The sequence below is a fragment of the Curtobacterium sp. A7_M15 genome (assembly GCF_030705415.1).
Classification (GTDB): Bacteria; Actinomycetota; Actinomycetes; order Actinomycetales; family Microbacteriaceae; genus Curtobacterium.
The window spans coordinates 22,886-49,172 of record NZ_JAUZED010000009.1 but is presented as its reverse complement, the minus strand read 5'-3'; the positions used below and the strand labels follow the sequence as shown (position 1 = coordinate 49,172).

Genomic DNA, 26,287 nt, shown 5'->3' with positions numbered 1-26,287 from the left:
GTCCACCACAGCAGAAAGCGACAGCGACGTCATGACCGACACCGCCACCCCGACCGGTAGCTCCGCAGCGGACACGCAGACCGCCCAGATCCGTATCGGCACGGCCCCCGACTCGTGGGGCGTCTGGTTCCCGGACGACCCGAAGCAGGTGCCGTGGCAGCGCTTCCTCGACGAGGTCGTCGCGGCCGGCTACACGTGGATCGAGCTCGGGCCGTACGGGTACCTGCCGACGGACCCTTCGCAACTCTCCGACGAACTCGAGTCGCGCGGCCTCAAGCTGTCCGCCGGCACCGTGTTCACCGGGTTCCACAAGGGCGACGACCAGTTCCAGCGCGCCTGGGACCAGGCCGTCGCGGTGGCGGGGCTCGCCTCGAAGCTCGGCGCCGAGCACCTCGTCACGATCCCGGACCTGTGGCGTTCGGACGCCACCGAAGAGGTCCTCGAGCCGCGCACGCTCACGGACGAGCAGTGGGAGCGCCTCGGCAAGGGGCACGACCAGCTCGGCAAGGCGCTGCTCGAGGAGTTCGGCGTCCACCAGCAGTTCCACACCCACGCGGACAGCCACGTCGGCACCTACAAGGAGACCGTGCGGTTCCTCGAGGTGACGAACCCCGAGTACACGAACCTCTGCCTCGACACCGGGCACTTCGCGTACTACGGCGGCGACAACCTCAAGCTCATCGCCGAGCACCCGGAGCGCGTCGGCTACCTGCACCTCAAGCAGGTCAACACCGACCTGCTGTTCGACGTGCTGAAGAACGACGTGCCGTTCGCCACCGCCGTGTCGCAGGGGATCATGGTCGAGCCGCCGTTCGGCACGCCCGACCTCGCACCGATCATCGAGGCCGTCGCGCGGATCAACCCGGACATCTTCGGCATCGTCGAGCAGGACATGTACGGCTGCTCGGTCGACACTCCCGGCCCCATCGCGGACCGTACCTTCAAGCACATCTTCGGTTCCACCTCCGCAGCCCGCGCGTCCTGACGTCGCCGTCCACGCAGCGCCACCCACCACAGGAGAAGCACATGAGCACCACCGGAAACCTCCGCGTCGCCGTCGTCGGCGCCGGCATGATGGGCGCCGACCACGTCCGCCGCATCACCGCCAAGATCTCGAACGCCGACGTCGTCGCGGTCGTCGAGCCGGACCAGGCGCGCGCCCAGGCGGCGGCCGCCCTCGCCCCGGGTGCGATCACCGCCGCGTCGTTCGACGAGGCCCTCGAGCAGACCGAGATCGACGGCGTCATCATCGCCACCCCGGGCTTCCTGCACGAGCCCATCCTGGTGACGGCGCTCGAGCACGGTCTCGCCGTGCTCTGCGAGAAGCCCCTCACGACGAGCGCCGAGGACAGCCTGCGCATCGTCGAGCTCGAGCAGGAGAAGGCCGACCGCCCGACGATCCAGGTCGGTTTCATGCGCCGCTTCGACGCCGGCTACCAGGAGCTCAAGGCGCTCCGGGAGTCCGGCGACAACGGCGCGCTGCTTGCCCTGCACCACGCGCACCGCAACCCGACCACCCCGCCGAACTTCAGCGAGTCGATGCTCATCCACGACTCGGTGATCCACGAGATCGACATCATCCCGTTCCTCACGGGCGAGAAGATCACGAACGTCGAGGTCAAGAAGCCGCGGAAGAACTCCCTGGCGCCGGCGGACCTGCCGGAGCCGCAGTTCGTGCTGTTCACCACCGAGTCGGGGATCCTCGCGATCGTCGAGATCAACGTGAACGCCCAGTTCGGCTACCAGGTCACGACCGACGCGGTGTTCGAGTCCGGTGTCGCGTACATCGGCCGCGAGACCTCGCAGACCATCGTGTCGGCCGGTGTCTCCGGCCAGGGCGTCACCCCGTCGTTCACGGAGCGCTTCGCTGCCGCCTACGACGAAGAGGTCCAGCGCTGGGTCGACGCCGCTCGCCTCGGTGGGATCGACGGGCCGAGCGCCTGGGACGGCTACACGGCGTCCGTCGTCGCCGAGGTCGCGGTCCGTGCGCAGCAGTCCGGCGCGGACGAGGCCGTCGAGTACGCGCTCGAGAAGCCCGCGTTCTACGACATCACCGCCGTCGACGAGCTCGCGGGGGCGTGACCGGTGCCGAAGATCGCACTCGACCCGACGCCGTTCCACCACGACCTGTCGCTGCTCGAGTTCCCGCGGAAGGTCGCCGACCTCGGGTACGAGTACCTGCAGCTGACCCCGCACAAGGACTTCATCCCCTTCTACACACACCCCAAGGCCGACGACGACCTCGTCGACGCCTTCGCCGCGGCGTCGAGGGACGCCGGCGTCCAGGTGGCGAGCATCCTGCCGGTCCTCCGCTGGTCGGGTCCCGACAGGGAGACCCGCGAGGCCGCGGTCAAGAAGTGGAAGCGCGTCATCGAGATCGCGAAGCGCCTCGGCGTCGACACGATCAACACGGAGTTCTCCGGCCGTCCCGAGCGCGCCGAGGAGTCCGAGGACCAGTTCTACTGGGCCATGGAGGAGCTCCTGCCGATCATCGAGGCGTCGGACATCCGCGTGCTCATCGACCCGCACCCCGACGACTTCGTCGAGGACGGCCTCGAGGCGCTCCGGGTGATCCGCGGGCTCAACTCGAAGCACGTCGGCTTCGTGTACGTCGCCTGCCACACGTTCCACTACGGCGGGAACATGGACGAGATCATCGACGCCGCGGGCGACTCGCTGCAGTTGATCCACGTCGCGGACGCCTACGACCACAAGCGGTCGCACGGCCTCCGGTACATCTCGAACCCGCCCGGCAACACGGCCCGCGTGCACCAGCACCTGCCGGTCGGCGCCGCCGACGTCGACTTCGACGCGTTCTGGGCCGCGCTCGACCGCGTCGGCTTCAGCGCCCGCGAGGACACCGTCGCCGTCTCGAGCGTGTTCGCCGAGGACGAGAACGCCGACGAGGTCTCCAAGTACCAGCTCGCCGAGATCACCAAGGGCCTCGGCCGGCAGTAGGACCCGACCGGGCCGGTGTGTTCCCGCACCGGCCCGGTGCACTTCCCCCGCACCACCAGCGAAACGCGGCAGTCCGACCCACACCACGGCGGACGCGAGAGATCGGAGAACCCATGACGACCACGTTGGAGACCCCGACGTCCACCGGCGTCGACACCCGCCCCGTCACCCTGCAGGCGGCGGAACAGACCGTGACCGCGCTCTGGAACGACTCAGCGGACCCGCGCGAGCTGTCCACCGCCATCCACGAGTACGGTGCCGTCGGCGCGACCTGCAACCCCGTGATCGCCTACACCTGCATCAAGCAGGACCCCGAGACCTGGGAGCCGCGCATCCGCGAGATCGCGGCCGAGAACCCGACCGCGGGGGAGTCCTGGATCGGCTGGAAGGCGGTCGAGGAGCTCTCCATCGCCGCCGCCGAGCAGCTGCTGCCGGCGTTCGAGGCGTCGGGCGGCCGCAACGGTCGCCTGTCGATGCAGACCGACCCGCGCTTCCACCGTGACCAGGACGCGCTCGTCGAGCAGGCCGTCCGGTTCTCCGAGCTCGCCCCGAACATCATCGTGAAGATCCCCGCCACGAAGGTCGGCATCGCCGCGATCGAGGAGGCCGCCTACCGCGGCGTCTCGATCAACGCCACCGTGTCGTTCACCGTGCCGCAGGTCATCGCCGTCGGCGAGGCCATCGAGCGTGCCCTCGACCGCCGCGCTGCGGAGGGGCTGCCGGAGCAGGAGTTCGGCCACGTCGTCACGCTCATGGCCGGCCGGTTCGACGACTGGCTCAAGACCGTCGTGAAGCGCGACCACGTCATGGTGGACCCGGGCATCCTCGAGTGGGCCGGCGTCGCCGCGGTGAAGAACGCCTACCGGGTCTTCCAGGAGCGCGGCTTCCGGTCTCGTGTGCTCGTCGCAGCCTTCCGGAACCCGCTGCAGTGGTCGGAGTTCCAGGGCGGGGACCTCGTGGTCTCGCCGCCGTTCCAGTGGTCGAAGGACATCAACGACAACGCGTTCCCGTGGCGTCCGGACGCGATCGACGACGAGGTGCCGGCCGAGGTCATCGCGGCGCTCCGTGCGGCGACACCCGAGTTCGCGCGCGGCTACGACGTCGACGGCATGACGATCGACGAGTTCGACCGCTTCGGTGCGACGGTGACGACCCTGCGCCAGTTCCTCGACGCGGACGCGAAGCTCGACGCCCTCGTGCGGGACATCATCGTCCCCGCCGTGTAGCGCGCAAGCCCTGCGACCTCACGCGCTGGGCGACAGTTCACGGGGCACGTCGCCCACGAACTGTCGTTCAGCGCGTGAAGTCGCTCCAGGTGCATGTGCTGACAAACGAGCGGCGCCGCGATAGACTCGTTGGCGCGCTCCAACCAGGGCGCCACGCGAACGAAGGAGTTCCCATGGACAGCATCGGCGTCGGCCTGATCTCGGTCGGCTGGATGGGCAGGCTGCACTCACGCGCCTACCGTGCCCTGCCCGACCACTTCCCGGAGCTCGGCATCCAACCGCGCCTCGTCGTCGCCGCCGACCCGATCGGCGCGGCACGCGAGCAGGCCACCACCCGGCTCGGGTACGAGCGCGCGGTCGCCGACCACCACGAGGTCCTCGCCGACCCGTCCGTCGACGTCGTCTCCATCTGCTCGCCGAACTTCCTGCACCGCGAGATGGCCGTCGCCGCAGCCGAGGCAGGCAAGCCGTTCTGGATCGAGAAGCCGATGGGGCGCTACGCCAGCGACTCCCGACAGATCCACGAGGCCGTTCAGCGCACGGGCGTCATCACCAGCGTCGGGTTCAACTACCGGCACGCGCCGGCCATCGAACGGGCACGCGAACTCGTGCGCACCGGTCGGCTCGGCCGGATCACGAACGTCCGCGGTGCACTGCTCGCCGACTACTCGTCCGACCCCGCCGCTCCGCTGACCTGGCGCTTCGAACGCGAGCGCGCCGGCTCCGGGGTCCTCGGCGACCTGCTCTCGCACGGCCTCGACCTCGCCCAGTACGTCGTCGGTCGGATCGCGAGTGTGACGGCGCTCGCCGAGACCTTCATCACCGACCGTCCGCTGCCGGGCGCCGGCATCGTCGACCGCAGTGCGGCCGCGACGGGGGAGCGGAAGCCCGTCGAGAACGAGGACTACGCGGCGCTGCTCTTCCGGTTCGAGGGCGGGGCGGTCGGCACGATGGACTCCAGTCGGGTGATGCGCGGCCCGCACGCCGAGTACGCGCTCGAGGTCTACGGCACGAAGGGTTCGGTCCGGTGGGACTTCCAGCGGCTGAACGAGCTCGAGGTGTACCTCGACGGCCAGGAGGTCGACGGCTACGCCACCCACTTCGTCGCACCCGGGGACGGCGAGTTCGCCCGCTTCCAGCCGGGGGCCGGCACCGCCATGGGCTACGACGACCTCAAGACGATCGAAGCGGCGCAGTTCGTCGCGAGCGTCCGTCGCGGGGAGCAGCTCGCACCCTCCGTGGCGGACGGGCTGGCGACCGCGTCGATCGTGGAAGCGGCGGAGGCCTCCCTCGCCGACGGGGCGTGGCACGACGTCGCGCGCGTCGACGGGACGCTCACCTACGACGCGGCGACCCCCGTGATCTAGACGCTCACCGGTTCGGACGGGAGGCGCGGTGCCAGCTGGCACCGCGCCTCCCGTCCGTCATATGGTGACTTCTGGGACGCCGCTTGTTAATATGTCCTTACAAATTCCCACACCAGCAGGAGGAACCATGCCGCTCGTCCGTATCGACCTCGCCACCGGCCGCACGCCCGAGGCGGTCCGTGCCATCGCCGACGCGATCCACACCGCCATCGTCGACGTGTACGGGATCCCCGTCCGCGACCGATTCCAGGTCATCACCGAGCACCCGGCGCAGCAGATCATCGCCGAGGATGCCGGCCTCGGCTTCGAGCGCACCGAAGGTGTCATCGTGATCCAGGTCTTCACGCAGCGCGGACGCTCGGACGAGGCGAAGACCACGCTCTACGCGGCGATCCACGACGCGCTCGCCGCGATCGGCGTGGCGTCCGAGGACGTCTTCATCGGGTACGTCGAGAACGGCCCGCAGGACTGGTCGTTCGGGTTCGGACGCGCGCAGTACGTGACGGGCGAGCTGGGGGTACCGGCGCTGGCGTGATCCCGAGCGGCGTCGGTCCGGCCTACTTGTCGACGAGGGTGACCTCGAACGAGTAGCGGTCGGGCCGGTAGCAGTGCACGCCGTACTCGACCGCTCGACCGGACGCGTCGTACGCCGTGCGGCTCATCGTCAGCACCGGGTCGCCGTCCTCGATCTCGAGCAGCGAGGCCTCCTCGTCGGTGACCGAGCGGGCGCCGATCCGCTGCTTCGCGACCCGCATCGTCACCCCGCGGCCACGGAGCAGCTGGTACAGGCCATGGGTCTGCAGGTCCTCGTCGGTGATCTCGAGGAACTCCGGCGGCAGGTAGTTCTCGAGGATCGCCATCGGCACGTCCTCGGCGAAGCGCACGCGGCGGATGTGGGCGACGGTGGTGCCCGGGGCGATGCCGAGCGCGTCGGCGACAGCGTCCGGAGCGGGGACGTCGTTGCGCTCCAGGAGCTTCGTCGCCGGAGCCTGCGACCCCTGCGCGAGGTCGTCGTACAGGCTCGTCAGCTCCACCTTGCGGGTCACCGGACCGTGCACGACCTGGGTCCCGATCCCGCGGCGACGGACGAGCAGCCCCTTGTCGACGAGGTCCTGGATCGCTCGACGGATCGTCGGCCGTGACAGCCCGAGGCGCTCGCCGAGCGCGATCTCGTTCTCGAGCCGGGCACCAGGGGGCATCGCGCCGGAGCGGATCGACTCCTCGATGCGCGAGGCGACCTGGAAGTACAGGGGCATCGGACCCGACCGGTCCAGGTCCAGGAACAGGTCGGACGGCAGCTGGCCTTCGTTGGTCATCGCGGTCCTTCAGCAGTAGGGATTGTCGTGACAATACCACCGGGGCTCGACCGGACCGGGCAGCGCCGCAGTGCGGCCGGCGTCGTCAGTCGGCGAAGATCATCGGGCGGTTCGACAGCCGGGGCTGCGGGGTCGATCGCGGCTTCTCGGCACGTGCCCGGACGGGAGCGATGGCGACCCGGACGGCCGCTCCGAGCGCCTCGACCGTGTCCGTCCCGTGGCGCCCCGCCGCGTGCACGACGATCGCCGCGCACGCCTCGGCATCGGCGGCGGCGTCGTGGTGCTGGAAGCCCTCGTACCCGGCGGCACGGGCAGCCATCGGCAGACGGTAGGAGTCGAGCGTGTAGGTCTTGCGGGCGACCTGCAGCGAGCAGAGCGAGTGGTGTTCCGCCAGGGCGATCCCCGTCGCCGAGCACCCGCCCGCGATCACGCCCATGTCGAACCGTGCGTTGTGGGCCACGAGGACGTCCCCCTCGGCGAACGCCACGATGTCCGGGTACTGCAGCTCCCACGACTTCGCCCCGACGACGTCCGACGCCACGATGCCGTGGATGCGGGTGTTCCACTCGAGGAAGGCGTCGTGCCCGACCGGCGGCCGGATCAACCACGACGCCCGGTCGACGACCCGGCCCGCGCGGACCTTGACGAGTCCGACCGAGCACGCGCTCGCGGGCGAGCTGTTCGCGGTCTCGAAGTCGATCGCGGTGAAGTTCAACGGCACGGTCCCGATCGTCGCACGCGGCGCCGACATCGCCGCCGAGCCGCCCCGGCGTTGCGGCCGGGTCGGCGGTGTCCGTCGTACGGTGGGCGCATGGGGAACCACGCTGACCGACCGCCGCTCGTCCTGGTGCTCGCCGGCTCCGGCTACGGGCAGCAGGCACCGCTGCTGTGGTGGTCCCGCGAGATCGCCGCGGCGGCGGGATGTGAGGTCGTCGCGCCCGGCTGGCTCGTCGACGACGGTGCCGCGGCCGACCCCGTCGGGTTCGTCGAGGCCGCGATCGAGGACGCGCTGGGTGACCGGCGGCCCGACCTCGTCGTCGCGAAGTCGTTCGGGTGCTTCGCCCTGCCCTGGGCGATCCGGAACGGGGTCGCCGGCACCTGGCTCACGCCGGTGCTCACCCACGACGAGGTCGCGCGGTCCCTCGCCGACGCGAGCGACGCGCACGTCGCGATCGGGGGTGGAGCAGACGCCATGTGGCGGCCCGAGCGTGCGTCGGGGACGGCTGCGCGCCTCCAGACCGTCGACGGTGCTGACCACTCGCTGCAGGTGCGCGGCGACTGGCGGCGCTCGCAACGGCTGCAGGCCGACGTCCTCGACATCGTGGAGCGCGAGATCACGCGCGTGGTCGGGCTGTCGGACTGGAGGCGCGGGTCGGCCCCGGCAGGCGGCCGCCGGTAGGCTGTCCTCCCGTGGCACTCACCATCGGAATCGTCGGTCTCCCGAACGTCGGCAAGTCGACCCTGTTCAACGCCCTGACCAAGAACCAGGTCCTCGCCGCGAACTACCCGTTCGCGACGATCGAGCCGAACGTCGGCGTGGTGAACCTGCCCGACCCGCGACTGGACCAGCTCGCGACGCTCTTCAACTCGGAGAAGACCGTGCCGGCCCCGGTGTCGTTCGTCGACATCGCCGGCATCGTCAAGGGTGCGAGCGAGGGCGAGGGGCTCGGCAACAAGTTCCTCGCCAACATCCGCGAGGCCGATGCCATCGCGCAGGTCGTCCGCGGCTTCACCGACGACGACGTCGTGCACGTCGCGAACAAGGTGTCCCCGAAGGACGACCTCGAGGTCATCAACACCGAGCTGATCCTCGCCGACCTCGAGACCATCGAGAAGGCGCTGCCGCGGTACGAGAAGACCGTGAAGCTCAAGCAGGCCGAGCCCGCCGTGCTCGCCGCTGCGCAGGAGGCCAAGGCCGAGCTCGAGAAGGGCGTGCTGCTCTCCGCCACCTCGGTCGACCTCGACCCGATCAAGGAGCTCGGGCTCCTGTCGGCCAAGCCGTTCATCTTCGTCTTCAACGTCGACGAGGCGATCCTCACCGACGAGTCGCGCAAGGCCGAGCTCGCAGCGCTCGTCGCTCCCGCCCAGGCCGTCTTCCTCGACGCCCAGGTCGAGTCCGAGCTCATCGAGCTCGACCCTGCCGACGCCGCGGAGCTGCTCGAGTCGACCGGGCAGACCGAGTCCGGCCTCGACCAGCTCGCCCGCATCGGCTTCGACACCCTCGGCCTGCAGACCTACCTGACGGCCGGTCCCAAGGAAGCCCGCGCGTGGACGATCGGCAAGGGGTGGAAGGCTCCCCAGGCTGCCGGCGTGATCCACACCGACTTCGAGAAGGGCTTCATCAAGGCCGAGGTCATCTCGTTCGAGGACCTCATGGAGGCCGGCTCCATCGCCGAGGCACGTGCGCACGGCAAGGCCCGGATCGAGGGCAAGGACTACGTCATGCAGGACGGCGACGTGGTGGAGTTCCGCTTTTCGAACTAGCCGCCCGACATCCCGAGGTCGGGTAGCGTCGCCCCCGTGGACACTTTATTCCAGCTCGTTGTCGGAGCGATCCTTCTGCTCTGGGGTGCTTTCGTGGTCGCCTTCCCGCGAGTTGTGATCAAACTCGCGTTGGCGGCCGAGAAGGCGGGCCTTGCGTGGAATCCGCAAGCTCGATGGGGCACTGCTTGGGTGCGGCTCTTGGGGGCGATGCTCGGCATCGGAGGTGTGATCACGATCGTGACCGCGCTGTTCGGGCTCCCTTCGCGCTGAGGTCGAGACGCGACGGAACGTGGTGGAGTTCCGCTTCAACAACTGAGCTCGGCTACTGACAAATAGATCGGCGTCTGCCGATGGGCCGGGCTCTCGACCCCATCATTAGCTCGCTGTACGCGTGTTCCTGTTCGTCGGAAGCGGTTTAGGCCGCTGGGGAGGGATTGGGCGTCGCGATGCACGAAATCGAGAACGACCACGCGACGTCTCTTCAAGTCAGGTTCGACGTGCGTTACATCGATCAGTGGACGATCTTCGGCGACGCGCTCCGAAACATCGTGATCAGCGATCGAGCAGGGTCGGTGGGAAAGCGTCCGAGAACAAACAGGCGCGCTCGTGCGTTTGGTCACGGCGCTGGCCGGAGACGCGACGATACTCGAGGACCGTACTCGCGGGTGTGCGGTGGCCAGGCATAGGGGAGTCGGTCGATCGCAGTAGCCTGCGAGGTGTGGACGTGAACTGGGCGCTCGAACAACTGGAGAACTACCTGACATTGATGGAGCGCGTGCCGTTGCCTCCCGAGGAGCGACGCAGCAACAAGAAGTCCAGGACCCGGGGGACAGAGCGCGAGATCAAGGAAGCGGAGCACGTTGTTTCCGCCATCGGGCAGGCTGTGTACGCCGAACCACCACGGTGGGTCAGCCGCGACCTGGTGATGCGTCTGCGATGGGAACTTACGCAGGGCGATGAGGTTCGGCGACGCCTTGGCCTGGATGGTCCGCCGCCTGCTTACTCGGGCGAGAGCATGCATCCGTGGGTGTGGGACGCCGCGAGCCCACATTGGTCTAGCGGGAACTTTGACGCGGCGGTCTGGGCCGCAGGGGTCAACGTGAACAGCAGACTGCAGAAGAAGACGGGGCGCAAAGACCTCGGTGAAGCGAAGCTCCTCGCCGAATCATTCAGCACTGAGGATCCCGTGCCTGGCCGGCCCCGCCTCCGACTCGTCGATCAATCGAACCCGGACCTCTTTAAGGACGTCCACGTTGGTGCGTCGCTGCTCGGACGCGGCCTGTACTCGGCAGTCCGGAACACGATCAATCACGTGGGCGCAGAGGTCCACGGTTTTGGGGAGACAGAGTCAATGGAGGCTCTGGCGGGCTTCAGCCTCCTTTCTCGATGGATCGAACGAGCCGATCTCGAGGAAGGATCCCTCGAGCCGTGACGCGCCCGGCGGAATCTTGTTCAATGTCCGTGGGATTTGAGGTGTCATAGTGCTTTGCTTTGCCGCCAGTGTCTGACGAAAGCGCCTCTGTGGACCCAGGGGTGAGCGTGCGGGTTCGATCTCGAAGCGCTTCGCGGACGAGGTAGGGTCACTGTGTGTTGAAGCGGGTATTGCTCGTAGCCGGTGCGGTCGCGGTCCTAGGGGTCTGGCTCAGCGGGAAACCCGTTTTTAGACGTTCCCGAGACAAGGTGCCTCAGGACATCCCGAACGCCGTTCGGCCCGGAGGGTCTGCAGGCACGTTCACAGGGTTGCGTGTCATCTTCGCAGTGATTGCGATCATTGGCGGGCTAGCTCTTTGGCCTGGATTTGGCAGCTTCTTACCGCAGCATGACCCTTCTGGCGGACTTCTGTTCGCTCGATCGGCGACAGGGGAGGCGGCTGGCATACAAGCGCCGACCGCAAGCGTAGACATACAAACATGGGATGCTGGCGCGCCGGGGATCACAATGCTGTCAATTGTGCTCGAGTTCGATCACCAGACCCCAGCGGGGAATGGTACGTCATAGCGTCAGGGGACTTCGCTGTAGCGCCTGGACTCGACCTCCCGCTTTACTGTAAATATGGACAAGGTAGGCGTGAATTGCACGGCGTTTCCTGCCCCGCCGTGTTGGACAATCAAAGAATGTCGTTCTCGTTTGATGAGGCCTTGACGAATGCCTACACGCGGGATGGTTCGCTTTATGGTGTGCGGAACCTCGACGGGTATGATTCACGATCTGTGACTGTCGTGCGAGGGTCAAATCCAACGGTCGATCGTGCAGGACACGGCCAAATCGAGGTGTTCCTGCCGGTGGCGCGCATCCCCATCGCCTCGGTTGGTGACGATCGACGCATTAGTCTACCTACGATCGGATTCGACTCGCTCACACAGTGGGCGCAAGGAGATCGTGTTTCCAATAGGTGTTCCGCCGAGGATCCGGAGTACAAGTTTGTCTTGGCGAGGAGTTGCAAGTATATAACACCGATCCGAACGACCTCTATTGACCTGACAGTCGGTCACGACATTGGTACTGGATATATCGAGGCGGCGTCGCCCGACACGTTGACCGATGATGAGCTTCACTGGCGGGCGGTTGCTTCGTTGCATCACCCGCAGGCCATCGTTGCAGATCCCTATTCACGTCATGATGAATCGATTCGTGCCTTCTTCGCTGCACTGATACTAAGTCTCGCGGCGCCTGTGGTTAGTCCTTTGGGTGGCAGGCTTCTGCACCGAATCAGCGAGTTTCTAAATTCAGCACGCGGCGCTAAGAAGAAACCTTCCTGATGCGATCGGGTTGCACAATTGAAAAACTGTTACCTGATTTCTCGCAGACGGATCGCTGTTTCGTGACATGCGCGGTTGTAGGACTATTGCTGCTCCAGTTGGGCGCGACTCTCCCGCCGATATCGCGGTCCGTGGCGGAGCTCTGCCCCAACTACTGAGGCAGTCGCGCCGGCGACCGGTCCCGGCAACCCCACGGAGCTCGCGCGCGCGATCAACGCCCAAGCGGCGCTCAGCTACCGACTGCACACGATCACCACGTTGTAGTCGGGGAGCGCGGGTTTGTCGGTGGTGAACGGATGCGAACGACGATTGTCTCTGAGATGCGGAGTTGGCACTTCGTCTGCTCGCGTAGCCACGCTAGGTTGGCGCTGACCGGTCAGTACTGAGGAGCAAGCAATGTCGTACGTCGTCGACTTCGAGCACGTGTCCACCGTCGGTCTGGAGTCCTCGCCGGTCGCCGACGCCCTCGCAGGGCTCCGAGCGAACGAGGCCCGATACTTCAAGAACAAGTACGACCACGTCTTCACCACCCACCCCGCCGCGGACGTGCCGGACCTGGTCGACTACGTCGCGAAGGTTTTGCAGGACGAGCGCGGGCTGGTCATCGCCTCGAAGCCACTCGAGGCCACCGAGGCCTTCGTCGACGGCATCCGCTGGACGCACGTGTTCTACGAGTCGGGGCTCGCGGTGAACGTCCTCTACACACTGGAGCCGGGCGGCAAGCGTGCGGTCGGGTTGAAGCTGTCCGACGGCATGGAGGTGCCGGAGGAGCTGGCGGACAAGTTCAAGTTCGCCCGGCAGAAGTCCAAGCTGGCGGGGACGATCCGCGGGTCGTACTTCGTCGTCAAGGGCGAGTACTGAGGCCGGTGCGCCCATCCGGGGGCAACGGGTGGTCAGTCGACGAGCGCGAGGATCACCGACGGGATCCGCTGCTCGATGACATCCCACACGATGTCCTTCCGCGCCTTGCGGTAGTCGTGCGAGAGGATGTTCCGCGTTCGGCGCACGGCGGCGAGGGACAGCCCGGCGGGGAGCCTGTCCGAGCGTGCCCCCGGCAGGCGACCCAGCAGATCGTCGAAGTGGATGATCACCGCTTCTGCTGCTCGGTACGTGAGGCTGCGCTGCGCTTCGAACTCCTCGCGGCCGTGCTCGACGATCATCGAGCACTCTGCGAGCAAGTCGAGCAGAGCGGCTTCGAGAGACGCCCACCGTTCACCCCCCGGCTCCGGAGACGTCGGGCGGCGCGGTAGCGGAGCGAAGCGATCCAGCGATGTCACAGCGGTATTGCCTCATCGAGTACGTGTCGGAAGTGGTCGTCGTCTTCCAGATCGTCCGTGAGGAGGTCGACCGAGAAACCGGTGATGTTCTCGACGGCATCGGCGAAGCCGCCGAGGTCGAACAGGGACGCCTCGGGGCCGAGGGAGATCAGGAGGTCGATGTCGCTTTCTTCAGTGTCCTGGCCTCTGACCGCCGACCCGAACACGCGCACGTTCTCGAGGTGGAAGCGTGCGGCCTCGACGAGGATGTCGTCGGCGTAGACCGCGAGCGGGATGCTCGGACGAGTGTGCGCCGCTGCCATGATCCGCTCGAGCGACTCGGGCCGTGGCCGCTTCTTGCCGCTCTCGTATGCCGAGATCGTCGGCTGCTGCATCTGGGCCGCCACGGCGAGGTCCGTCTGTGACAGACCCACGTCCTCTCGCGCGGCGCGGATGAGCTCTGCAGCGCGTTCGACTCGCATGATGTCCTCCTATAGTTCACGACTATACAGTCGCTACTGGCCACAGAACGCGTTCGTTGTGCCCACGCGCAAGGTGCCCTCCTACCGTCGACAGACGAGGAGGAATCGTGAAGTACATCCACTACGACGGCAGCCAGATCCTCACGGGGGACGCGATCGCCGATGCGGTCGTGGACTACGCGGCGGTCCTCGGCGCCAACAGCAGGACCGACACCGTGGCGATCCCGGCGGTCGCCGACGACGGGGCGGTGACCAAGACGACGGTGCTCATCGGCCCCGCGAGCGAGCTGACGGTGAGTGCCGCGCCGGACGACGAACTCGAACCGGAGGACCACGGGTTCATCCGACGCCTCCGCGATGCCGCTGAGCGTGCGGGAACGGAACGGCCCGTCGACGTCGACGGCGGGAACCGCTTCGTCGGCGCCGACCTCGACGAGACCGACTGACTCGGCAGGACCGGCCGAGAGCCGACGTCGACGGCAACACGACGAAGGCCGCCGAGCACTGCTCGACGGCCTTCGTGTGTGGTGCCCGGGTGTCAGGCGGCGAGTGCCAGCTCGCCGGCACGGACGGACCGTGCCTGCACGAGCGTGCGGCTCGCCTCGCCGCGCCACGAGCGACCGGGCACGGTCCAGCCGGCCTCGCCGTCGACGTCGACGCGGGCGCCACGGGTGATGAAGAGACCGAGGTCGTCGGCCGGGATGCGGACGAGGTACTCGCGCTGCGAGCGCTCGTCGCGCACACCGAACTCGGCGATGCGGTCGGGGGAGACGGTCGGCGCCGCGAGGGCGGTGCCGGTGATGGTGATTCGTTCGTTGCTGGTCATGGTGTTGCGGTACTTCCTGGTCGTTCGGCGCCCAGGGCGACCCGGTGTCGGCGGACGGCTGAGTCCGGCGCGACGCATCGAGTGCGGGGCGCGCACGTCGAGCTTCGACGTGCAGCTCGTCCGTTCGGATCGAGCGGTGGTCCCGTGGGAATGCGACTCGGGTGAGTCGGCTTCGAGACGGTTCGGTGTGCGCGAGTCAGATGGGTTCGCAGCAGTGCACCAAATGGGTACTCTACTCGCCCAGTGTCCGATTGTCCAGGAACGATGTCCATCGCGCCCCACCGGCGGCGACGTTGCCCGAGCCGTCGAGCCTGGCTGCGGACGAGGAGGGCTTGCGACCGGCCTGCTCGTGGATGAGCCCGTCGAACGCCTCGGAGAAGTCGAGGCGGGGGACCGCCTCGGTGACGGTACGGAGAGCGGCCGGGTCCCACCGCGAGAAGCCGACGCCGGACACATCGAGCGAGGTCGCGACCTCGAGCAGGTGCCCCTCGGCGTCGAGCGCGGGGTCGACCGACGTCCACATGTGGCGCTCGATCACCTCACCGACCCGGCGGGCACGAGCGCCGTCCCACCCGGCCCCGAGGGCGAACACGCTCCCGACCGCACCGCCGGCGTCCTCGAACGGCACGGCGTGGGCGTCGAAGGACGGCGTCACACCGAGGTCGTGCAGCATCGTCGCGACGAACAGCAGCTCGCGGTCCGGGGCGAGGTCGATCGTCGGCGCGAGCAGGGACGCCCAGGCCCACGAGCGCAGGCAGTGGTTGACCAGCGCCGGCGAGGACCAGGCACGGACGACGTCGAGCGCCCTTGCGGCCACGGGGGAGGGCGGTGCGAGCAGCGCGTCGACGTCCAGGGTCACGGCACGACGCTACCGGAGGTGACCGCTCCGGGCCTGGAGGCGCGGTGCCGGCTGACACCGCGCCTCCAGGCCCGCACCGCCGTCAGTTCAGGGCCGGGGTGTCCTCCGGCACGACGCCACCGCCGTACAGGTCGGTCGCCAGGTCGCGGAGCGCGCGCAGCGCGACGCGTTGCGTGAGCGGCCCGTACGAGATGCGGGCGACCCCGAGGGCCTCGTACTCGGCGGCGGGCAGCGCGCCCGGCAGTCCGATCACCGAGAGCTTGCCGCGGCCGAGCCCGTCCACGAGCTGCTCCACGACGTCGCGCTGGATCGCTCCCGGCACGAACACCAGCGCGGCGCCGTTGTCGAGGAACGCCTTGCCACGGGCGATCGCGTCGGCGATGCTCTCCTCGATCGGGCGGTCCCCACCGCGGGCGATGGCGTCGGTGCGGGCGTTGAGCTGGAAGTCGATGCCCTCGGCGCGGGCGGCGGCGGTGATGGCGGCGACACGGGCGACGGCCTCGTCGAACGGGCGGAGGCGGTCCTCGACGTTCGCGCCCACGATCCCTGCAGCGATCGCGCGGCGGACGGTCTCGGCGGGGTCCTCGTAGCCGTCGTCGAGGTCCGCCGTGACGGGCAGGTCCGTGGCGGCGGCGACGGTCGCGGCACCCGCCAGTGCGAGGTCGAGCGGCATCCCGCCGTCCTCGTACCCGTGGGAGGCGGCGATGGAGTGCCCGGCGGTGGCGATCGCCTTCGTCTCGGGCAGGTCGCTGACGACCTTCGCGGTGATCGCGTCCCAGACGTTCACGACGCGGAGGATCTCCGGTGCTTCGTGCAGCTGCTTGAGGGTGGTCGCCTTGTCGGCGGTGCTCGTGCTCATGCGACTGACAGTAGGCGGGGTGACGCCCCGCGTCCCAGGGTGACCGCAACACGACGCGGGATGACGGCCGGACTCGCGCCGCGCCTCCAGTCCGATGCATGCTGGGAGGCATGGCGCACGACGAGGAGGACCCGGTCGGCACGCTGCGTGGGGTCCGCACGAGCATCAAGTGGACGCGGTACGCGCCCGACGTGCTGCCCCTGTTCGTCGCCGAGATGGACCACGAGGTCGCTCCCGAGATCCGGCAGGCGCTCATCGAGCGGGTGCAGCAGTCCGACCTCGGGTACCTCGACGGGCCGGGCCCGCTCGCACCGGCCTTCGCGCAGTTCGCGGCGGATCGCTGGGGGTGGCACGTCGACCCCGCCCGGGTGTACCTCGCCACGGACGTGAGCGTCGGAATCGTCGAGTCGCTCCGGCTCGCGCTGCCGGACGGCGGCCGCGTGGCGATCACCCCGCCCGTGTACCCGCCGTTCTTCGAGCTCGTCGAAGAGGCCCGATGTCAGGTCGAGGAGGTCCCCCTGCTGGAGCAGTGGGGCGTGTACCGGCTCGACATCGAGGGCCTCGAGCGTGCCTTCGCCGACGGTGTCCGCGTCTTCCTGCTGTGCAACCCGCACAACCCGGTCGGCCTCGTGCACGACCACGACGACCTCGTGGCGCTCGCCGAACTGGCCGCCCGGTACGACGTCCTCGTCATCAGCGACGAGATCCACGCACCGCTGACGCACCCGGGCGTCCGCTTCACCCCGTTCGCCGCGGTCGCGGAACCCGCCGGTGCGCGCAGCATCTGCGTCACGAGCGCCAGCAAGGGGTGGAACCTCGCCGGGGTGAAGTGCTCGATCATCGTCGCGGGGGACGCACGGACGGCAGCGCTGCTCGACACCCTCTGGGAGGAGGTCGCCTGCCGCACGAGCATCCTCGGGTTGCACGCGAACCTCGCGGCGTTCAGCCTGGCGACGGACTGGCTCGACGACGTCGTCGCCCGGATCGTCGCGAACGAACGGCTGCTGGGGTCCCTGCTCGCCGAGCACCTGCCCGGCGTCGTGTACACCCGGCCGCGTGCCGGCTACCTGGCATGGCTCGACTTCCGCGGCATCGGGCTCGGGGACGACCCGGCCGTGCCGCTCCGGGAGCACGCCTACGTGGCCTTGAACTCCGGCCTCGGGTTCGGTTCGCAGGGGCGAGGGTTCGCCCGACTCAACCTGGCCTGTTCGCCGGACACCCTGCGCGAGGCGGTGCTGCGGATCGCTGCGGCCTACCCGTCGAGTGCGCAGGAAGGGTTGGTCTGGCACGTCGCGTGAAGGGGGCGGCCCGGGAGGCGCGGGTCGGCTCCAAGAGGCGGGCGTCAGGCCACGTACTGGTTGCGTCCGACCACGCGGATGGTCAGGTCGACCTCGCGCGCGGGCACTTCTTCGGTGAGCGCGATCCACTCGCGGGCGACGAACGCGACGGACGGCCACCGCGTGACCTCGGTCACCAGGAACCCGTCGATGAACACCTGCCACGCGCCGCGTTCGCGGACGGCCTGCACCTCGTGTGTCGCCATGCCGTGAGCGTACCGGCTGCCCGGTCGCGCCGGTCGGCCCGGTCATGCCCGTCGGGCACGTCGGGCCCGTCGGCGGGTCAGAGGTCGAGCGTCATGTGCACGTCAGCGCGCGCGTAGGGACTCGGGGCGATCTCGTCGTGGCCGAGGTGCCGGAAGCCGAACGCCTCGTACAGGTGCACTGCGCTCGTCAACTGTGCGTTGCTCTCGAGCACCACGCGGTGGGCGCCGAGGCTCCGGGCACGCTCAAGGGCCACGGCGATGAGCTTCCGGCCGGTACCGTGCCCCTGGTGCTCGGGCGAGACAGCCATCTTGACCAGCTCGAACACGCCTGGTTCGACGGGCGCGATGCCGACACAGCCGATCACCGGCCCGTCCGAGCCGAGCCGCGCGACGAAGGCAGCGCCGCCGGGTTCGACGATCTGGCCGAACGGATCGCCGAGGAGCTTGCGGTCCTCGTCCTCGAGCGTGAAGAACCGGCTGATCCACGCCTCGTTGAGGACGCGGAACGCCTCGGCGTCGGCGGCGGAGGCGATGTCGGTGATGAGGACGGTGTCAGTGGTGGTCGCATCGGGCATGGGTCCATCCTCGGACCCGGTGCCGAGTGGCGTCCAATACTCGTTCGCGCGGATCGATACGCTGGATGCATGGATCGCGAGTACGACGTCGACCTCCGGCACCTCCGTGCGTTCCTCGCCGTGGCGGACGAGCTGCACTTCGGTCGCGCTGCCGAGGTGCTCCGGATCGCCCAGCCGGCGCTCTCCCAGCAGATCCGTCGGACGGAGCGTGAGCTCGGGGTGGACCTCTTCGTCCGGACGAGTCGCAGCGTCGCGCTGACGCCGGCCGGCCGTGTCCTGCAGGGCCGCGCGAGGTCACTCCTGCAGCAGGCACGCCGGGACCTCGACGAGACCGTCCGGGTCGGACGCGGCGAGGCCGGTCGGCTCGACGTCGGGTTCGTCGTCTCGGCGCTGCCGCTCGGGCCGATCGAACGCGTCCAGGTGTTCCGGGAGCGCTACCCGTTGGTCCGCGTGGAGCTCACCGAGGGGTACTCGTCGACACTGCTCGCGCGGATCGTCCGGGGGGAGCTCGACCTGGCGATCGTGCGGGACCCCGACCCCGACCCGGCCGTGCGCTTCCTGCCGTTCCGCAGCGAGCGGTTCGTGGCGGCGGTCCCTCGGGAGCACCGGCTCGCGGCGCGGGCCTCGATCCGGGGACCGGAACTGCTCGACGACCCATTCGTGTTCTTCCCGCCGGAGGCCGGCGCGATCGCGACCGAACGCAACCTCGCCCCGGTGGTGTCCGGCGCACGTCGGCCCGTGATCGTGCAGGAGGCGACGACCTGGGCCACGGTGCTGCACCTGGTGGGTGCTGGCCTCGGGGTCACCGTCGCACCGGAGAGCGCCACACTCGCCGCGCCGGACACCGTCGTGCTGCTCCCGCTCGACGCGGACGAACACCGGAGCGAGCTCGTGTGGGCAGCCCGCGCCGACGACGACCGCGAGATTCTGCGGAACTTCGTCGCCGCGACGGAGTGACGTCGCGGCGCGGCGACGATCACGCCGTCGGCAGCACCGGTGCCCGCTGGTCGCCGAGCTCGTCCACTCGCCAGGGGCGCGCGCCGCGGAGCGTCACGCCGAGTTGCGCGAGCACGAAGTCCACGTGCGGCTCGACGTCCGGGTCCCACGGCCCCTCGACACCGAGTCTGAACGCGCCGAGTTCGTCATCGGCCTCGTCGCGCAGTGTCAGCCGCCAGCGACCGTCCCCGAGTTCCTCGACCACGGCCCAGCGCGCGGTGCTGAACCGGCTCACGCGGTCTTCGCCACGTCCTCGGTGAAGTTCCGCACCCGCTGCAGGAGCGCCTCACCGCGCATCGCGATCGTCGCCGGCGGATTGAGGTGCGGCGGCGCCGTGCGGATCAGCATCGGACACCCGAGGTCCTCGCAGATGTACGAGCCGATGGTGTTGCCGTTGCGTCCTGACTCGCCGGCACGGGCAGCCGAGAACAGGCGGACCTGCGTCGCCGGCTGCGGGGAGTGGCAGAACGAGCACATCGCGGCGATACCGGGTCGGAGGGACCCGCCGGCGGAGCGCACGACGATCCCGACGGGGCGGTCATCGATCCACGAGACGATGTAGCCGCGGCGGGCGGCCTGCGGGTCGCGCCAACCGAGGAACTCGCGCTCGTCCCACAGCGTCTCGTGCAGGCCGGGGACGGGGAGCTGGGCGAGTTCGTCCGGGGTGGCGTTGACGAACGACGAACGGATGTCTGCTTCGGTCAGTGGCTTCACGGTGCCATCACCATATGCCCCGCCACCGACACGCGTCAGGACCCCAGCCTGGAGGCGCGGATCGCCCCGAGCGCACTCGTCCCGTCGGCCACCAGGACGGCTCGCCGCAGCGCGTCACGTCCGACGCGCCTGGCGGCCGCGTCGTCGGCGGCGAACTCCACGAGGACGCGCGTCGAGCGCGCCATGGCGCGCGCACCGGGGACCCACGGGACCGCACGCTCGATCGACTCGGCGATCCCGACCGCGACCGCGTGGCGCTGGGTCAGGTGGGCGCGTTCGTGGGCGACCACCGCCTCCAGTTCGTCGACCCGCAACAGGTCCGCGAGCCCGGTGCTGACGAGCACCCCGCCGGACCGGCCGGGGACGGCGCAGGCGAGCGCGTGGTCCGCCTCGACGACGGACACCGGCGTGCCGTCGATCTCACGGTGCGGTGCCGCGCCGGAGCGCATCGCCTCTCGCACGGCGTCGTGCTCGGGGCCGGGTCGGACCCGGACCGCGATGACGAACGCGAGCACCGCGAGCAGGGCGACCCCGACGTTGAGCCCGCGGGTGGGGGAGCCGCCGAAGCCCATCGGGTCGTTGATCGGGCGGTTCGCCACGACGAGGAGCGTGATGCCGGCGACGAAGCCGACGACGCCGAGGAGCACCGCCACCGACCAGCACACCAGCGCGGTGCGGGGCCGGTCGATCGTCCACGCGGAGCGGGTCAGGACCCGGGGTGCGACGACCACGACCGCCAGGGCGAGCGCGATGAGGACGACTCCGGTGACGACCACGGCAGCGGACCGGTCAGGAACGGGCTCGGGCGTCGAGGGCGCGGCGGATGACGTCGAGGTCGTCGGAGGCGAGGGACCCGGTGAACTGCAGCAGCGCGGCTTCGCGGTCGGTCGCGGCGGCGAGGGCGTTCGACATGAGCGAGGCGGTCTGCTCCTCCCTGCTGTTCGTCGCGCGGAACGTGAGCGGGGCGTCGTCGTGCTGCTGTCGCTCCACCCGGCCCTTGCGGCCGAGGCGGTCGAGCACGGTGAGCACGGTCGTCAGCGCGGGTCGGGGCTCGGGGAAGGCGTCGAGCACCTGGCGTGCACTGAGCCCGCCGTCCGCCGACCAGAGCGTGTCGAGCACCGCCTGCTCGAGCTGCCCACGGGGGCGTGATCGCTGACCTGCCATCCGGGCATTCTACGAGACGTCGAACGGCCGCGCCCGACACATGCCGGAAACGCGGGGTCGGTATGATCGGCCCGGACAACTGAAGACCGGCCGTTCATCCGTCGCGGGAGACGTCGTGCGGTGCCCAGGGCACCTCGTACGGCACCGAAGGAGCAATCCCCCCGACAATCTCTCAGGTCCCACACCGCAGCGGACAGGCCACTCTGAAAAGCAGCCACGATGCCCCCAACCGGGTCGGTCCGCGGCTCGCCCACGGTGAAAGCCGCCGGACCTCACGGGCCGCGGTGAAACTCTCAGGCCCATGACAGAGGGGGAGTTCCGCCCGACGACGGTCGTCGGGTCCTGCCGACGCCAGGAGAACTCCGCCCATGCCAACGTCCCCACTGCGCTCGTCGCCGCTCGAGCCCGCCCACGAGGCCGCGGGCGCCACCTTCACCGACTTCGCCGGGTACCGGATGCCCGTCCGGTACTCGTCCGACCTCGCCGAGCACCACGCCGTGCGCCGGGCCGCCGGCGTCTTCGACCTCTCGCACATGGCCGAGATCGGCGTCACCGGTCCCGGGGCCGTCGCCTTCCTGGACCACGCCCTCGCGGGAGCGTTCGGAGCGATGACGGTCGGACGCGCGAAGTACTCGCTGCTCCTCGCCGAGGACGGCGGGATCCTCGACGACCTCGTGGTCTACCGCACCGGCGAGGACGTCTTCCTCGTCGTCGCGAACGCGTCGAACCGGCAGACCGCCGTGGACGCCCTGACGGCACGTGCCGACGGCTTCGACGTCCGGGTGTCGGACGACTCGGACACCACCGCACTCGTCGCGATCCAGGGGCCGGCCGCCGCAGGCACCCTCGACGCGCTCGTCGTGGCCGACCGCCTGCAGCCGGAGAGCCCCCTCGACGAACTCGGGTACTACCGGGCGCTGCACGCGGTGTTCGACGGCGCCGAGGTCCTCGTCGCCCGCACCGGCTACACCGGCGAGGACGGCTTCGAGGTGTACACCGACCCGTCGGTCGCCGGAGCGCTCTGGGACGCCCTGCTCGAGGCCGGCGCCGACCGCGGGGTGGTCCCCGCCGGCCTCGCCGCCCGCGACACCCTCCGACTCGAGGCCGGCATGCCGTTGTACGGGCACGAGCTCGGTACCGACGTCCGTCCCGCACAGGCCGGTCTCGGCCGGGTCGTGGCGACCTCGGGCTCGTTCGTCGGCGACGCCGGCGTCCAGCCCGCCGAGGGCGCCCGTGTGCTCGTCGGGCTCGTCACGGAGGGCCGCCGAGCTCCGCGTGCCGGGTACGACGTGGTGCACGACGGCGTCGTCGTCGGCACCGTCACGTCCGGAGCGCTCTCGCCGACCCTCGGCCACCCCGTCGCGATGGCGTTCGTCGACCCGACGCTCGCCACCGAGGGACAGCTCCTCCACATCGACGTCCGCGGAACGGCCATCCCCAGCACCGTGACCGCGTTCCCCTTCTACCGCCGCGCCTCGAAAGGCTGATGCAATGACCGACCAGACCGCACTCCAGTACACGGCCGACCACGAGTGGCTGCTCGTCGAGGGCGACACCGTCACCGTCGGCATCACCGACCACGCCGCCGAACAGCTCGGCGACGTCGTCTACGTCGAGCTCCCCACCGTCGGCACGGCCACCACCGCGGGCGAGCAGATCGGGGAGATCGAGTCGACCAAGAGCGTCGGCGAGCTCTTCGCCCCGATCGAGGGCGAGGTCGTGGCGATCAACGACGCCGTCGTCGACGCCCCCGACACCGTCAACCAGGACCCGTTCGGCGCCGGCTGGCTCGTCAAGATCAAGGTGGACGGCACCTCCTTCCCCGAGGACCTCATGGACCACGACGCGTACCGGGCGTCCATCGCATGACCGGCGACCTGCGGAACCTCCAGACGTCCTTCGCCGACCGGCACATCGGGACGACCCCGGCCGACCAGCAGACGATGCTCGACGCCGTCGGGCACGCGTCCCTCGACGCGCTCGTCCGCGCCGCCATCCCCGAGTCGATCCACGCGGCGCCGAACGTCCACTCGGGCATCCCCGCCGCGATCGGCGAGACCGAGGCGCTCGCCGAACTCCGCGCGAAGGCCGCCCGCAACACGGTCCGTCGCGCCATGATCGGGCTCGGGTACCACGGCACCCACACGCCCGCGGTGATCCAGCGCAACGTGCTCGAGAACCCGAGCTGGTACACGGCCTACACGCCGTACCAGCCGGAGATCTCGCAGGGCCGTCTCGAAGCGCTCATCAACTTCCAGACGATGGTGTCCGACCTCACCGGCATGGCCACCGCCGGTGCCTCGATGCTCGACGAGGGCACCGCCGTGGTAGAGGGCATGCTCCTCGCCCGCCGCGCGTCCAAGGTGAAGGGCGACGCGTTCCTCGTCGACGCCGACCTGCTGCCGCAGACACGTGCGCTGCTCGACCACCGGGCCGGGGCCGTCGGCATCGCGCTGCGCGAGTTCGACGCCGTGGCCGGGCCGAGCGACGAGCAGCTCGACGGCGCGTTCGGCGTCATCGTGCAGTACCCGGGGGCCTCCGGCCGCATCGTCGACCCCTCCTCGGTCATCGAGCGTGTGCACGCCGGCGGCGGCATCGCCGTCGTCGCGGCGGACCTCCTCGCCATGACGCTCCTCGCCAGCCCCGGTGACCTCGGAGCCGACGTCGCCGTGGGGACGAGCCAGCGCTTCGGCGTGCCGCTCGGCTTCGGGGGCCCGCACGCCGGGTACCTCGCCGTCCGGGCCGGTCTCGAACGGCAGCTGCCCGGCCGACTCGTCGGGGTGTCCTTCGACGCCGACGGGCAGATGGCCTACCGTCTCAGCCTGCAGACCCGCGAGCAGCACATCCGCCGCGAGAAGGCGACGAGCAACATCTGCACCGCGCAGGTCCTGCTCGCCGTCATGGCCTCGATGTACGCCGTCTACCACGGTCCCGAGGGGCTCCGCTTCATCGCGGACCGCGTCGCGAGGACCGCTTCGGCGCTCGCCGCGGTCGCCCGCGACGCCGGGCTCGAGGTCGTGCACGACGCCTTCTTCGACACGCTCACGCTCCGCGCCCCCGGACGCGCCGAGGCACTCGTCGACGCCGCACGCGACGCGGACCGCCTGCTGCACCTCGTCGACGCCGACACCTTCCAGCTGTCCGTCGACGAGACGACGACGCCGGACGACGTGACGGCGCTCGCCCTGGTGTTCGGCGCGGCGGAGGCGACCGTCCCGGCGACGGAGACCGCCGTGCGGGACGCGGCCACGCGCCTCCCGGCCGCCCTCGAGCGCTCCAGTGAGTACCTCACGCACCCGGTGTTCAGCGCCCACCGCAGCGAGACCCGGATGATGCGGTACCTGAAGCACCTCGCCGACAAGGACTACGCGCTCGACCGCGGCATGATCCCGCTCGGCAGCTGCACGATGAAGCTCAACGCCGCGACGGAGATGGCAGCGGTGACGTGGCCGGAGTTCGCGAACGTGCACCCGTTCGCCCCGCGCGAGGACGTCGTGGGCTACCTCGACATGATCGACGACCTCGAGTCCTGGCTGGCCGAGGTCACGGGGTACGACACGGTCTCGCTGCAGCCGAACGCCGGCAGCCAGGGCGAGCTCGCCGGACTGCTGGCGATCCGCGGGTACCACCGGTCCCGCGGTGACGAGTCCCGCACCGTCTGCCTGATCCCGTCGAGTGCGCACGGCACCAATGCCGCGTCGGCGGTCCTCGCCGGCATGCGGGTCGTCGTGGTGGCCTGCGACGAGAACGGCAACGTCGACCTCGACGACCTCCGCGCGAAGACCGTGCAGCACGGCGGAGAGCTCGCCGCGCTGATGATCACCTACCCGTCCACGCACGGCGTCTACGAGCACGACATCCGCGAGATCTGCGCTGCCGTGCACGACGCCGGCGGACAGGTCTACGTCGACGGCGCGAACCTCAACGCGCTGCTCGGCCACGCCAGGTTCGGCGACTTCGGCGGGGACGTCTCCCACCTCAACCTGCACAAGACGTTCTGCATCCCGCACGGCGGTGGCGGACCCGGCGTCGGACCGGTCGCGGCGAAGTCGCACCTCGCGCCCTTCCTGCCCGGACACCCGTTCGCGCAGGACGCCGACCGCCGCACGGGATCGTCCCCGTCGTCGTCTCCGGACGGTCGCCTGGCCCACGCCGGCGGCCCGGTCAGCGCGGCGCCGTACGGCAGCCCGAGCATCCTGCCGATCACGTGGACGTACGTCCGGATGATGGGGCTCGAGGGGCTCACCCGCGCGACCGAGGCCGCGGTGCTCGGGGCGAACTACATCGCGGCACGCCTCCGCGACGCCTACCCGGTGCTGTACACGGGTGAGTCGGGTCTGGTCGCGCACGAGTGCATCCTCGACCTCCGTCCGCTGCGCGACACGACCGGCATCACGGTGGACGACGTCGCGAAGCGCCTGGTCGACTACGGCTTCCACGCGCCGACCATGTCGTTCCCCGTCGCCGGCACGCTCATGGTCGAGCCGACCGAGAGCGAGGACCTGGCCGAGCTGGACCGCTTCGTCGACGCGATGCTCGCCATCCGCGCCGAGGCCTCGGCCGTCGAGCGTGGCGAGTGGCCGGCGGACGACAACCCGCTCGTGCACGCCCCGCACACGGCGTCGTCGGTCATCTCGGGGGAGTGGGCGCACGCCTACACCCGCGAGCAGGCGGTCTACCCGCTGCCGGGCATCAGCGCCCGGAAGTACTGGCCGCCGGTGCGCCGCATCGACCAGGCGTACGGCGACCGGAACCTCGTGTGCGCCTGCCCGCCGGTCGAGGCGTTCGCCTGAGTCCCGACCCGAGTAGCGTGTGCCCCGTCCGGTGATCCGGGCGGGGCACCGTGCTGTGCGGTAGCGGGCAGGCGGCTTGCACAGAGTTGTGCGTCGATGCAAGCAATTCG

The 26,287-nt window shown here is 69.7% G+C and carries 31 protein-coding genes and 1 riboswitch; of the genes, 18 read left to right on the top strand and 13 right to left on the bottom strand.

All coding sequences use genetic code 11. From position 1 onward, the window contains the following. Positions 1–31 precede the first annotated feature (31 nt). The 6 genes from Q7F20_RS03385 (at position 32) to Q7F20_RS03360 (ending at position 6,086) form a co-directional block, all read left to right on the top strand. Positions 32–985, top strand: coding sequence for a sugar phosphate isomerase/epimerase (locus tag Q7F20_RS03385; RefSeq protein ID WP_305738701.1), 954 nt, complete (start codon positions 32–34; stop codon positions 983–985). A 41-nt stretch (positions 986–1,026) separates the two neighbouring features. Then, complete coding sequence (locus Q7F20_RS03380; RefSeq protein ID WP_305738700.1) at positions 1,027–2,082, top strand: Gfo/Idh/MocA family protein; 1,056 nt, start codon at positions 1,027–1,029, stop codon at positions 2,080–2,082. A 3-nt stretch (positions 2,083–2,085) separates the two neighbouring features. Further along, positions 2,086–2,958, top strand: coding sequence for a sugar phosphate isomerase/epimerase family protein (locus tag Q7F20_RS03375; RefSeq protein WP_305738699.1), 873 nt, complete (start codon positions 2,086–2,088; stop codon positions 2,956–2,958). Positions 2,959–3,071: 113 nt separating this feature from the next. Then, entirely contained in the window at positions 3,072–4,184 is a 1,113-nt protein-coding gene (locus Q7F20_RS03370) for a transaldolase family protein (RefSeq protein WP_305738698.1), read from the top strand. Positions 4,185–4,357: 173 nt separating this feature from the next. After that, positions 4,358–5,551: a Gfo/Idh/MocA family protein gene (locus Q7F20_RS03365; RefSeq protein ID WP_305738697.1), complete on the top strand. Its 1,194-nt coding sequence runs from the start codon at positions 4,358–4,360 to the stop codon at positions 5,549–5,551. Between the two features lie 127 nt (positions 5,552–5,678). Continuing rightward, positions 5,679–6,086 (top strand): tautomerase family protein, encoded by a 408-nt coding sequence (locus Q7F20_RS03360; RefSeq protein ID WP_305738696.1) that lies wholly within the window; start codon positions 5,679–5,681, stop codon positions 6,084–6,086. Positions 6,087–6,108: 22 nt separating this feature from the next. Here Q7F20_RS03360 and Q7F20_RS03355 read toward each other — a convergent pair whose 3' ends face one another. Together Q7F20_RS03355 and Q7F20_RS03350 are read right to left on the bottom strand one after the other, a co-directional pair. Then, a complete protein-coding gene (locus Q7F20_RS03355; RefSeq protein ID WP_305738695.1) occupies positions 6,109–6,867 on the bottom strand; it encodes a GntR family transcriptional regulator in 759 nt (252 codons plus the stop codon). 85 nt (positions 6,868–6,952) lie between these two features. Then, the gene (locus tag Q7F20_RS03350) at positions 6,953–7,588 is read right to left on the bottom strand and encodes an exonuclease domain-containing protein (protein WP_305738694.1); all 636 of its coding nucleotides are present in this window, start codon (positions 7,586–7,588) and stop codon (positions 6,953–6,955) included. Between the two features lie 90 nt (positions 7,589–7,678). Between Q7F20_RS03350 and Q7F20_RS03345 the strand changes: the two genes are divergently transcribed. From Q7F20_RS03345 to Q7F20_RS03320, 6 genes are all read left to right on the top strand, one after another. Next, positions 7,679–8,266 (top strand): hypothetical protein, encoded by a 588-nt coding sequence (locus tag Q7F20_RS03345; protein WP_305738693.1) that lies wholly within the window; start codon positions 7,679–7,681, stop codon positions 8,264–8,266. A gap of 11 nt (positions 8,267–8,277) precedes the next feature. Then, on the top strand, positions 8,278–9,351 hold the full coding sequence (ychF, locus tag Q7F20_RS03340; RefSeq protein WP_305738692.1) for a redox-regulated ATPase YchF: 1,074 nt from the start codon (positions 8,278–8,280) through the stop codon (positions 9,349–9,351). A gap of 36 nt (positions 9,352–9,387) precedes the next feature. Further along, entirely contained in the window at positions 9,388–9,621 is a 234-nt protein-coding gene (locus Q7F20_RS03335; RefSeq protein ID WP_305738691.1) for a hypothetical protein, read from the top strand. A gap of 448 nt (positions 9,622–10,069) precedes the next feature. Next, on the top strand, positions 10,070–10,783 hold the full coding sequence (locus Q7F20_RS03330) for a TIGR02391 family protein (protein ID WP_305738690.1): 714 nt from the start codon (positions 10,070–10,072) through the stop codon (positions 10,781–10,783). A 682-nt stretch (positions 10,784–11,465) separates the two neighbouring features. Beyond that, entirely contained in the window at positions 11,466–12,110 is a 645-nt protein-coding gene (locus Q7F20_RS03325; RefSeq protein WP_305738689.1) for a hypothetical protein, read from the top strand. A 396-nt stretch (positions 12,111–12,506) separates the two neighbouring features. Further along, a complete protein-coding gene (locus tag Q7F20_RS03320) occupies positions 12,507–12,971 on the top strand; it encodes a phage tail protein (RefSeq protein WP_305738688.1) in 465 nt (154 codons plus the stop codon). A gap of 32 nt (positions 12,972–13,003) precedes the next feature. Here Q7F20_RS03320 and Q7F20_RS03315 read toward each other — a convergent pair whose 3' ends face one another. Both Q7F20_RS03315 and Q7F20_RS03310 read right to left on the bottom strand, forming a co-directional pair. Beyond that, on the bottom strand, positions 13,004–13,270 hold the full coding sequence (locus Q7F20_RS03315; RefSeq protein WP_305738687.1) for a HepT-like ribonuclease domain-containing protein: 267 nt from the start codon (positions 13,268–13,270) through the stop codon (positions 13,004–13,006). A gap of 113 nt (positions 13,271–13,383) precedes the next feature. Beyond that, entirely contained in the window at positions 13,384–13,848 is a 465-nt protein-coding gene (locus Q7F20_RS03310; protein WP_305738686.1) for a helix-turn-helix domain-containing protein, read from the bottom strand. Positions 13,849–13,955: 107 nt separating this feature from the next. Here Q7F20_RS03310 and Q7F20_RS03305 point away from each other — a divergent pair, with 107 nt between their 5' ends. Then, the gene (locus tag Q7F20_RS03305) at positions 13,956–14,294 is read left to right on the top strand and encodes a hypothetical protein (RefSeq protein ID WP_305738685.1); all 339 of its coding nucleotides are present in this window, start codon (positions 13,956–13,958) and stop codon (positions 14,292–14,294) included. Between the two features lie 92 nt (positions 14,295–14,386). On the opposite strand, the gene Q7F20_RS03300 is transcribed toward Q7F20_RS03305, so the two are convergent. The 3 genes from Q7F20_RS03300 to Q7F20_RS03290 form a co-directional block, all read right to left on the bottom strand. Continuing rightward, positions 14,387–14,674, bottom strand: coding sequence for a hypothetical protein (locus Q7F20_RS03300; protein ID WP_305738684.1), 288 nt, complete (start codon positions 14,672–14,674; stop codon positions 14,387–14,389). Positions 14,675–14,906: 232 nt separating this feature from the next. Then, positions 14,907–15,533 carry an HD domain-containing protein gene (locus tag Q7F20_RS03295; RefSeq protein WP_305738683.1) on the bottom strand — a complete coding sequence of 209 codons (627 nt, stop codon included), beginning with the start codon at positions 15,531–15,533 and terminating at the stop codon, positions 14,907–14,909. A gap of 82 nt (positions 15,534–15,615) precedes the next feature. Further along, positions 15,616–16,392 (bottom strand): isocitrate lyase/phosphoenolpyruvate mutase family protein, encoded by a 777-nt coding sequence (locus Q7F20_RS03290; RefSeq protein ID WP_305738682.1) that lies wholly within the window; start codon positions 16,390–16,392, stop codon positions 15,616–15,618. 110 nt (positions 16,393–16,502) lie between these two features. Between Q7F20_RS03290 and Q7F20_RS03285 the strand changes: the two genes are divergently transcribed. Beyond that, a complete protein-coding gene (locus Q7F20_RS03285) occupies positions 16,503–17,690 on the top strand; it encodes a MalY/PatB family protein (RefSeq protein ID WP_305738681.1) in 1,188 nt (395 codons plus the stop codon). A gap of 44 nt (positions 17,691–17,734) precedes the next feature. On the opposite strand, the gene Q7F20_RS03280 is transcribed toward Q7F20_RS03285, so the two are convergent. Together Q7F20_RS03280 and Q7F20_RS03275 are read right to left on the bottom strand one after the other, a co-directional pair. Beyond that, positions 17,735–17,935, bottom strand: a complete 201-nt coding sequence (locus Q7F20_RS03280; protein WP_305738680.1) for a hypothetical protein — start codon at positions 17,933–17,935, stop codon at positions 17,735–17,737. 77 nt (positions 17,936–18,012) lie between these two features. Further along, positions 18,013–18,510 carry a GNAT family N-acetyltransferase gene (locus Q7F20_RS03275; RefSeq protein ID WP_305738679.1) on the bottom strand — a complete coding sequence of 166 codons (498 nt, stop codon included), beginning with the start codon at positions 18,508–18,510 and terminating at the stop codon, positions 18,013–18,015. A 69-nt stretch (positions 18,511–18,579) separates the two neighbouring features. On the opposite strand from Q7F20_RS03275, the gene Q7F20_RS03270 reads away from it, so the two are divergent. Then, positions 18,580–19,467, top strand: coding sequence for a LysR substrate-binding domain-containing protein (locus tag Q7F20_RS03270; RefSeq protein ID WP_305738678.1), 888 nt, complete (start codon positions 18,580–18,582; stop codon positions 19,465–19,467). Positions 19,468–19,486: 19 nt separating this feature from the next. Here Q7F20_RS03270 and Q7F20_RS03265 read toward each other — a convergent pair whose 3' ends face one another. The 4 genes from Q7F20_RS03265 to Q7F20_RS03250 are packed head-to-tail and all read right to left on the bottom strand — an operon-like array spanning position 19,487 to position 21,384. Next, positions 19,487–19,741 (bottom strand): hypothetical protein, encoded by a 255-nt coding sequence (locus Q7F20_RS03265; protein WP_305738677.1) that lies wholly within the window; start codon positions 19,739–19,741, stop codon positions 19,487–19,489. Further along, complete coding sequence (locus Q7F20_RS03260) at positions 19,738–20,220, bottom strand: FBP domain-containing protein (protein WP_305738676.1); 483 nt, start codon at positions 20,218–20,220, stop codon at positions 19,738–19,740. Before Q7F20_RS03260 ends, Q7F20_RS03265 begins: the two co-directional genes overlap by 4 nt. 35 nt (positions 20,221–20,255) lie before the next feature. Next, positions 20,256–20,996 carry a M56 family metallopeptidase gene (locus Q7F20_RS03255; protein ID WP_305738675.1) on the bottom strand — a complete coding sequence of 247 codons (741 nt, stop codon included), beginning with the start codon at positions 20,994–20,996 and terminating at the stop codon, positions 20,256–20,258. Between the two features lie 13 nt (positions 20,997–21,009). Beyond that, on the bottom strand, positions 21,010–21,384 hold the full coding sequence (locus Q7F20_RS03250; RefSeq protein ID WP_305738674.1) for a BlaI/MecI/CopY family transcriptional regulator: 375 nt from the start codon (positions 21,382–21,384) through the stop codon (positions 21,010–21,012). Positions 21,385–21,478: 94 nt separating this feature from the next. Beyond that, positions 21,479–21,581, top strand: a riboswitch (glycine riboswitch). A gap of 171 nt (positions 21,582–21,752) precedes the next feature. On the opposite strand from Q7F20_RS03250, the gene gcvT reads away from it, so the two are divergent. Genes gcvT through gcvP form a run of 3 tightly spaced genes read left to right on the top strand, consistent with a single transcriptional unit; the run spans position 21,753 to position 26,177 of the window. Further along, on the top strand, positions 21,753–22,871 hold the full coding sequence (gene gcvT / locus Q7F20_RS03245) for a glycine cleavage system aminomethyltransferase GcvT (protein WP_305738673.1): 1,119 nt from the start codon (positions 21,753–21,755) through the stop codon (positions 22,869–22,871). Positions 22,872–22,875: 4 nt separating this feature from the next. Beyond that, positions 22,876–23,253 (top strand): glycine cleavage system protein GcvH, encoded by a 378-nt coding sequence (gene gcvH, locus Q7F20_RS03240; protein WP_305738672.1) that lies wholly within the window; start codon positions 22,876–22,878, stop codon positions 23,251–23,253. After that, the gene (gene gcvP, locus Q7F20_RS03235; RefSeq protein WP_305738671.1) at positions 23,250–26,177 is read left to right on the top strand and encodes an aminomethyl-transferring glycine dehydrogenase; all 2,928 of its coding nucleotides are present in this window, start codon (positions 23,250–23,252) and stop codon (positions 26,175–26,177) included. The genes gcvH and gcvP overlap by 4 nt, the downstream gene beginning before the upstream one ends. Positions 26,178–26,287: the final 110 nt, after the last annotated feature.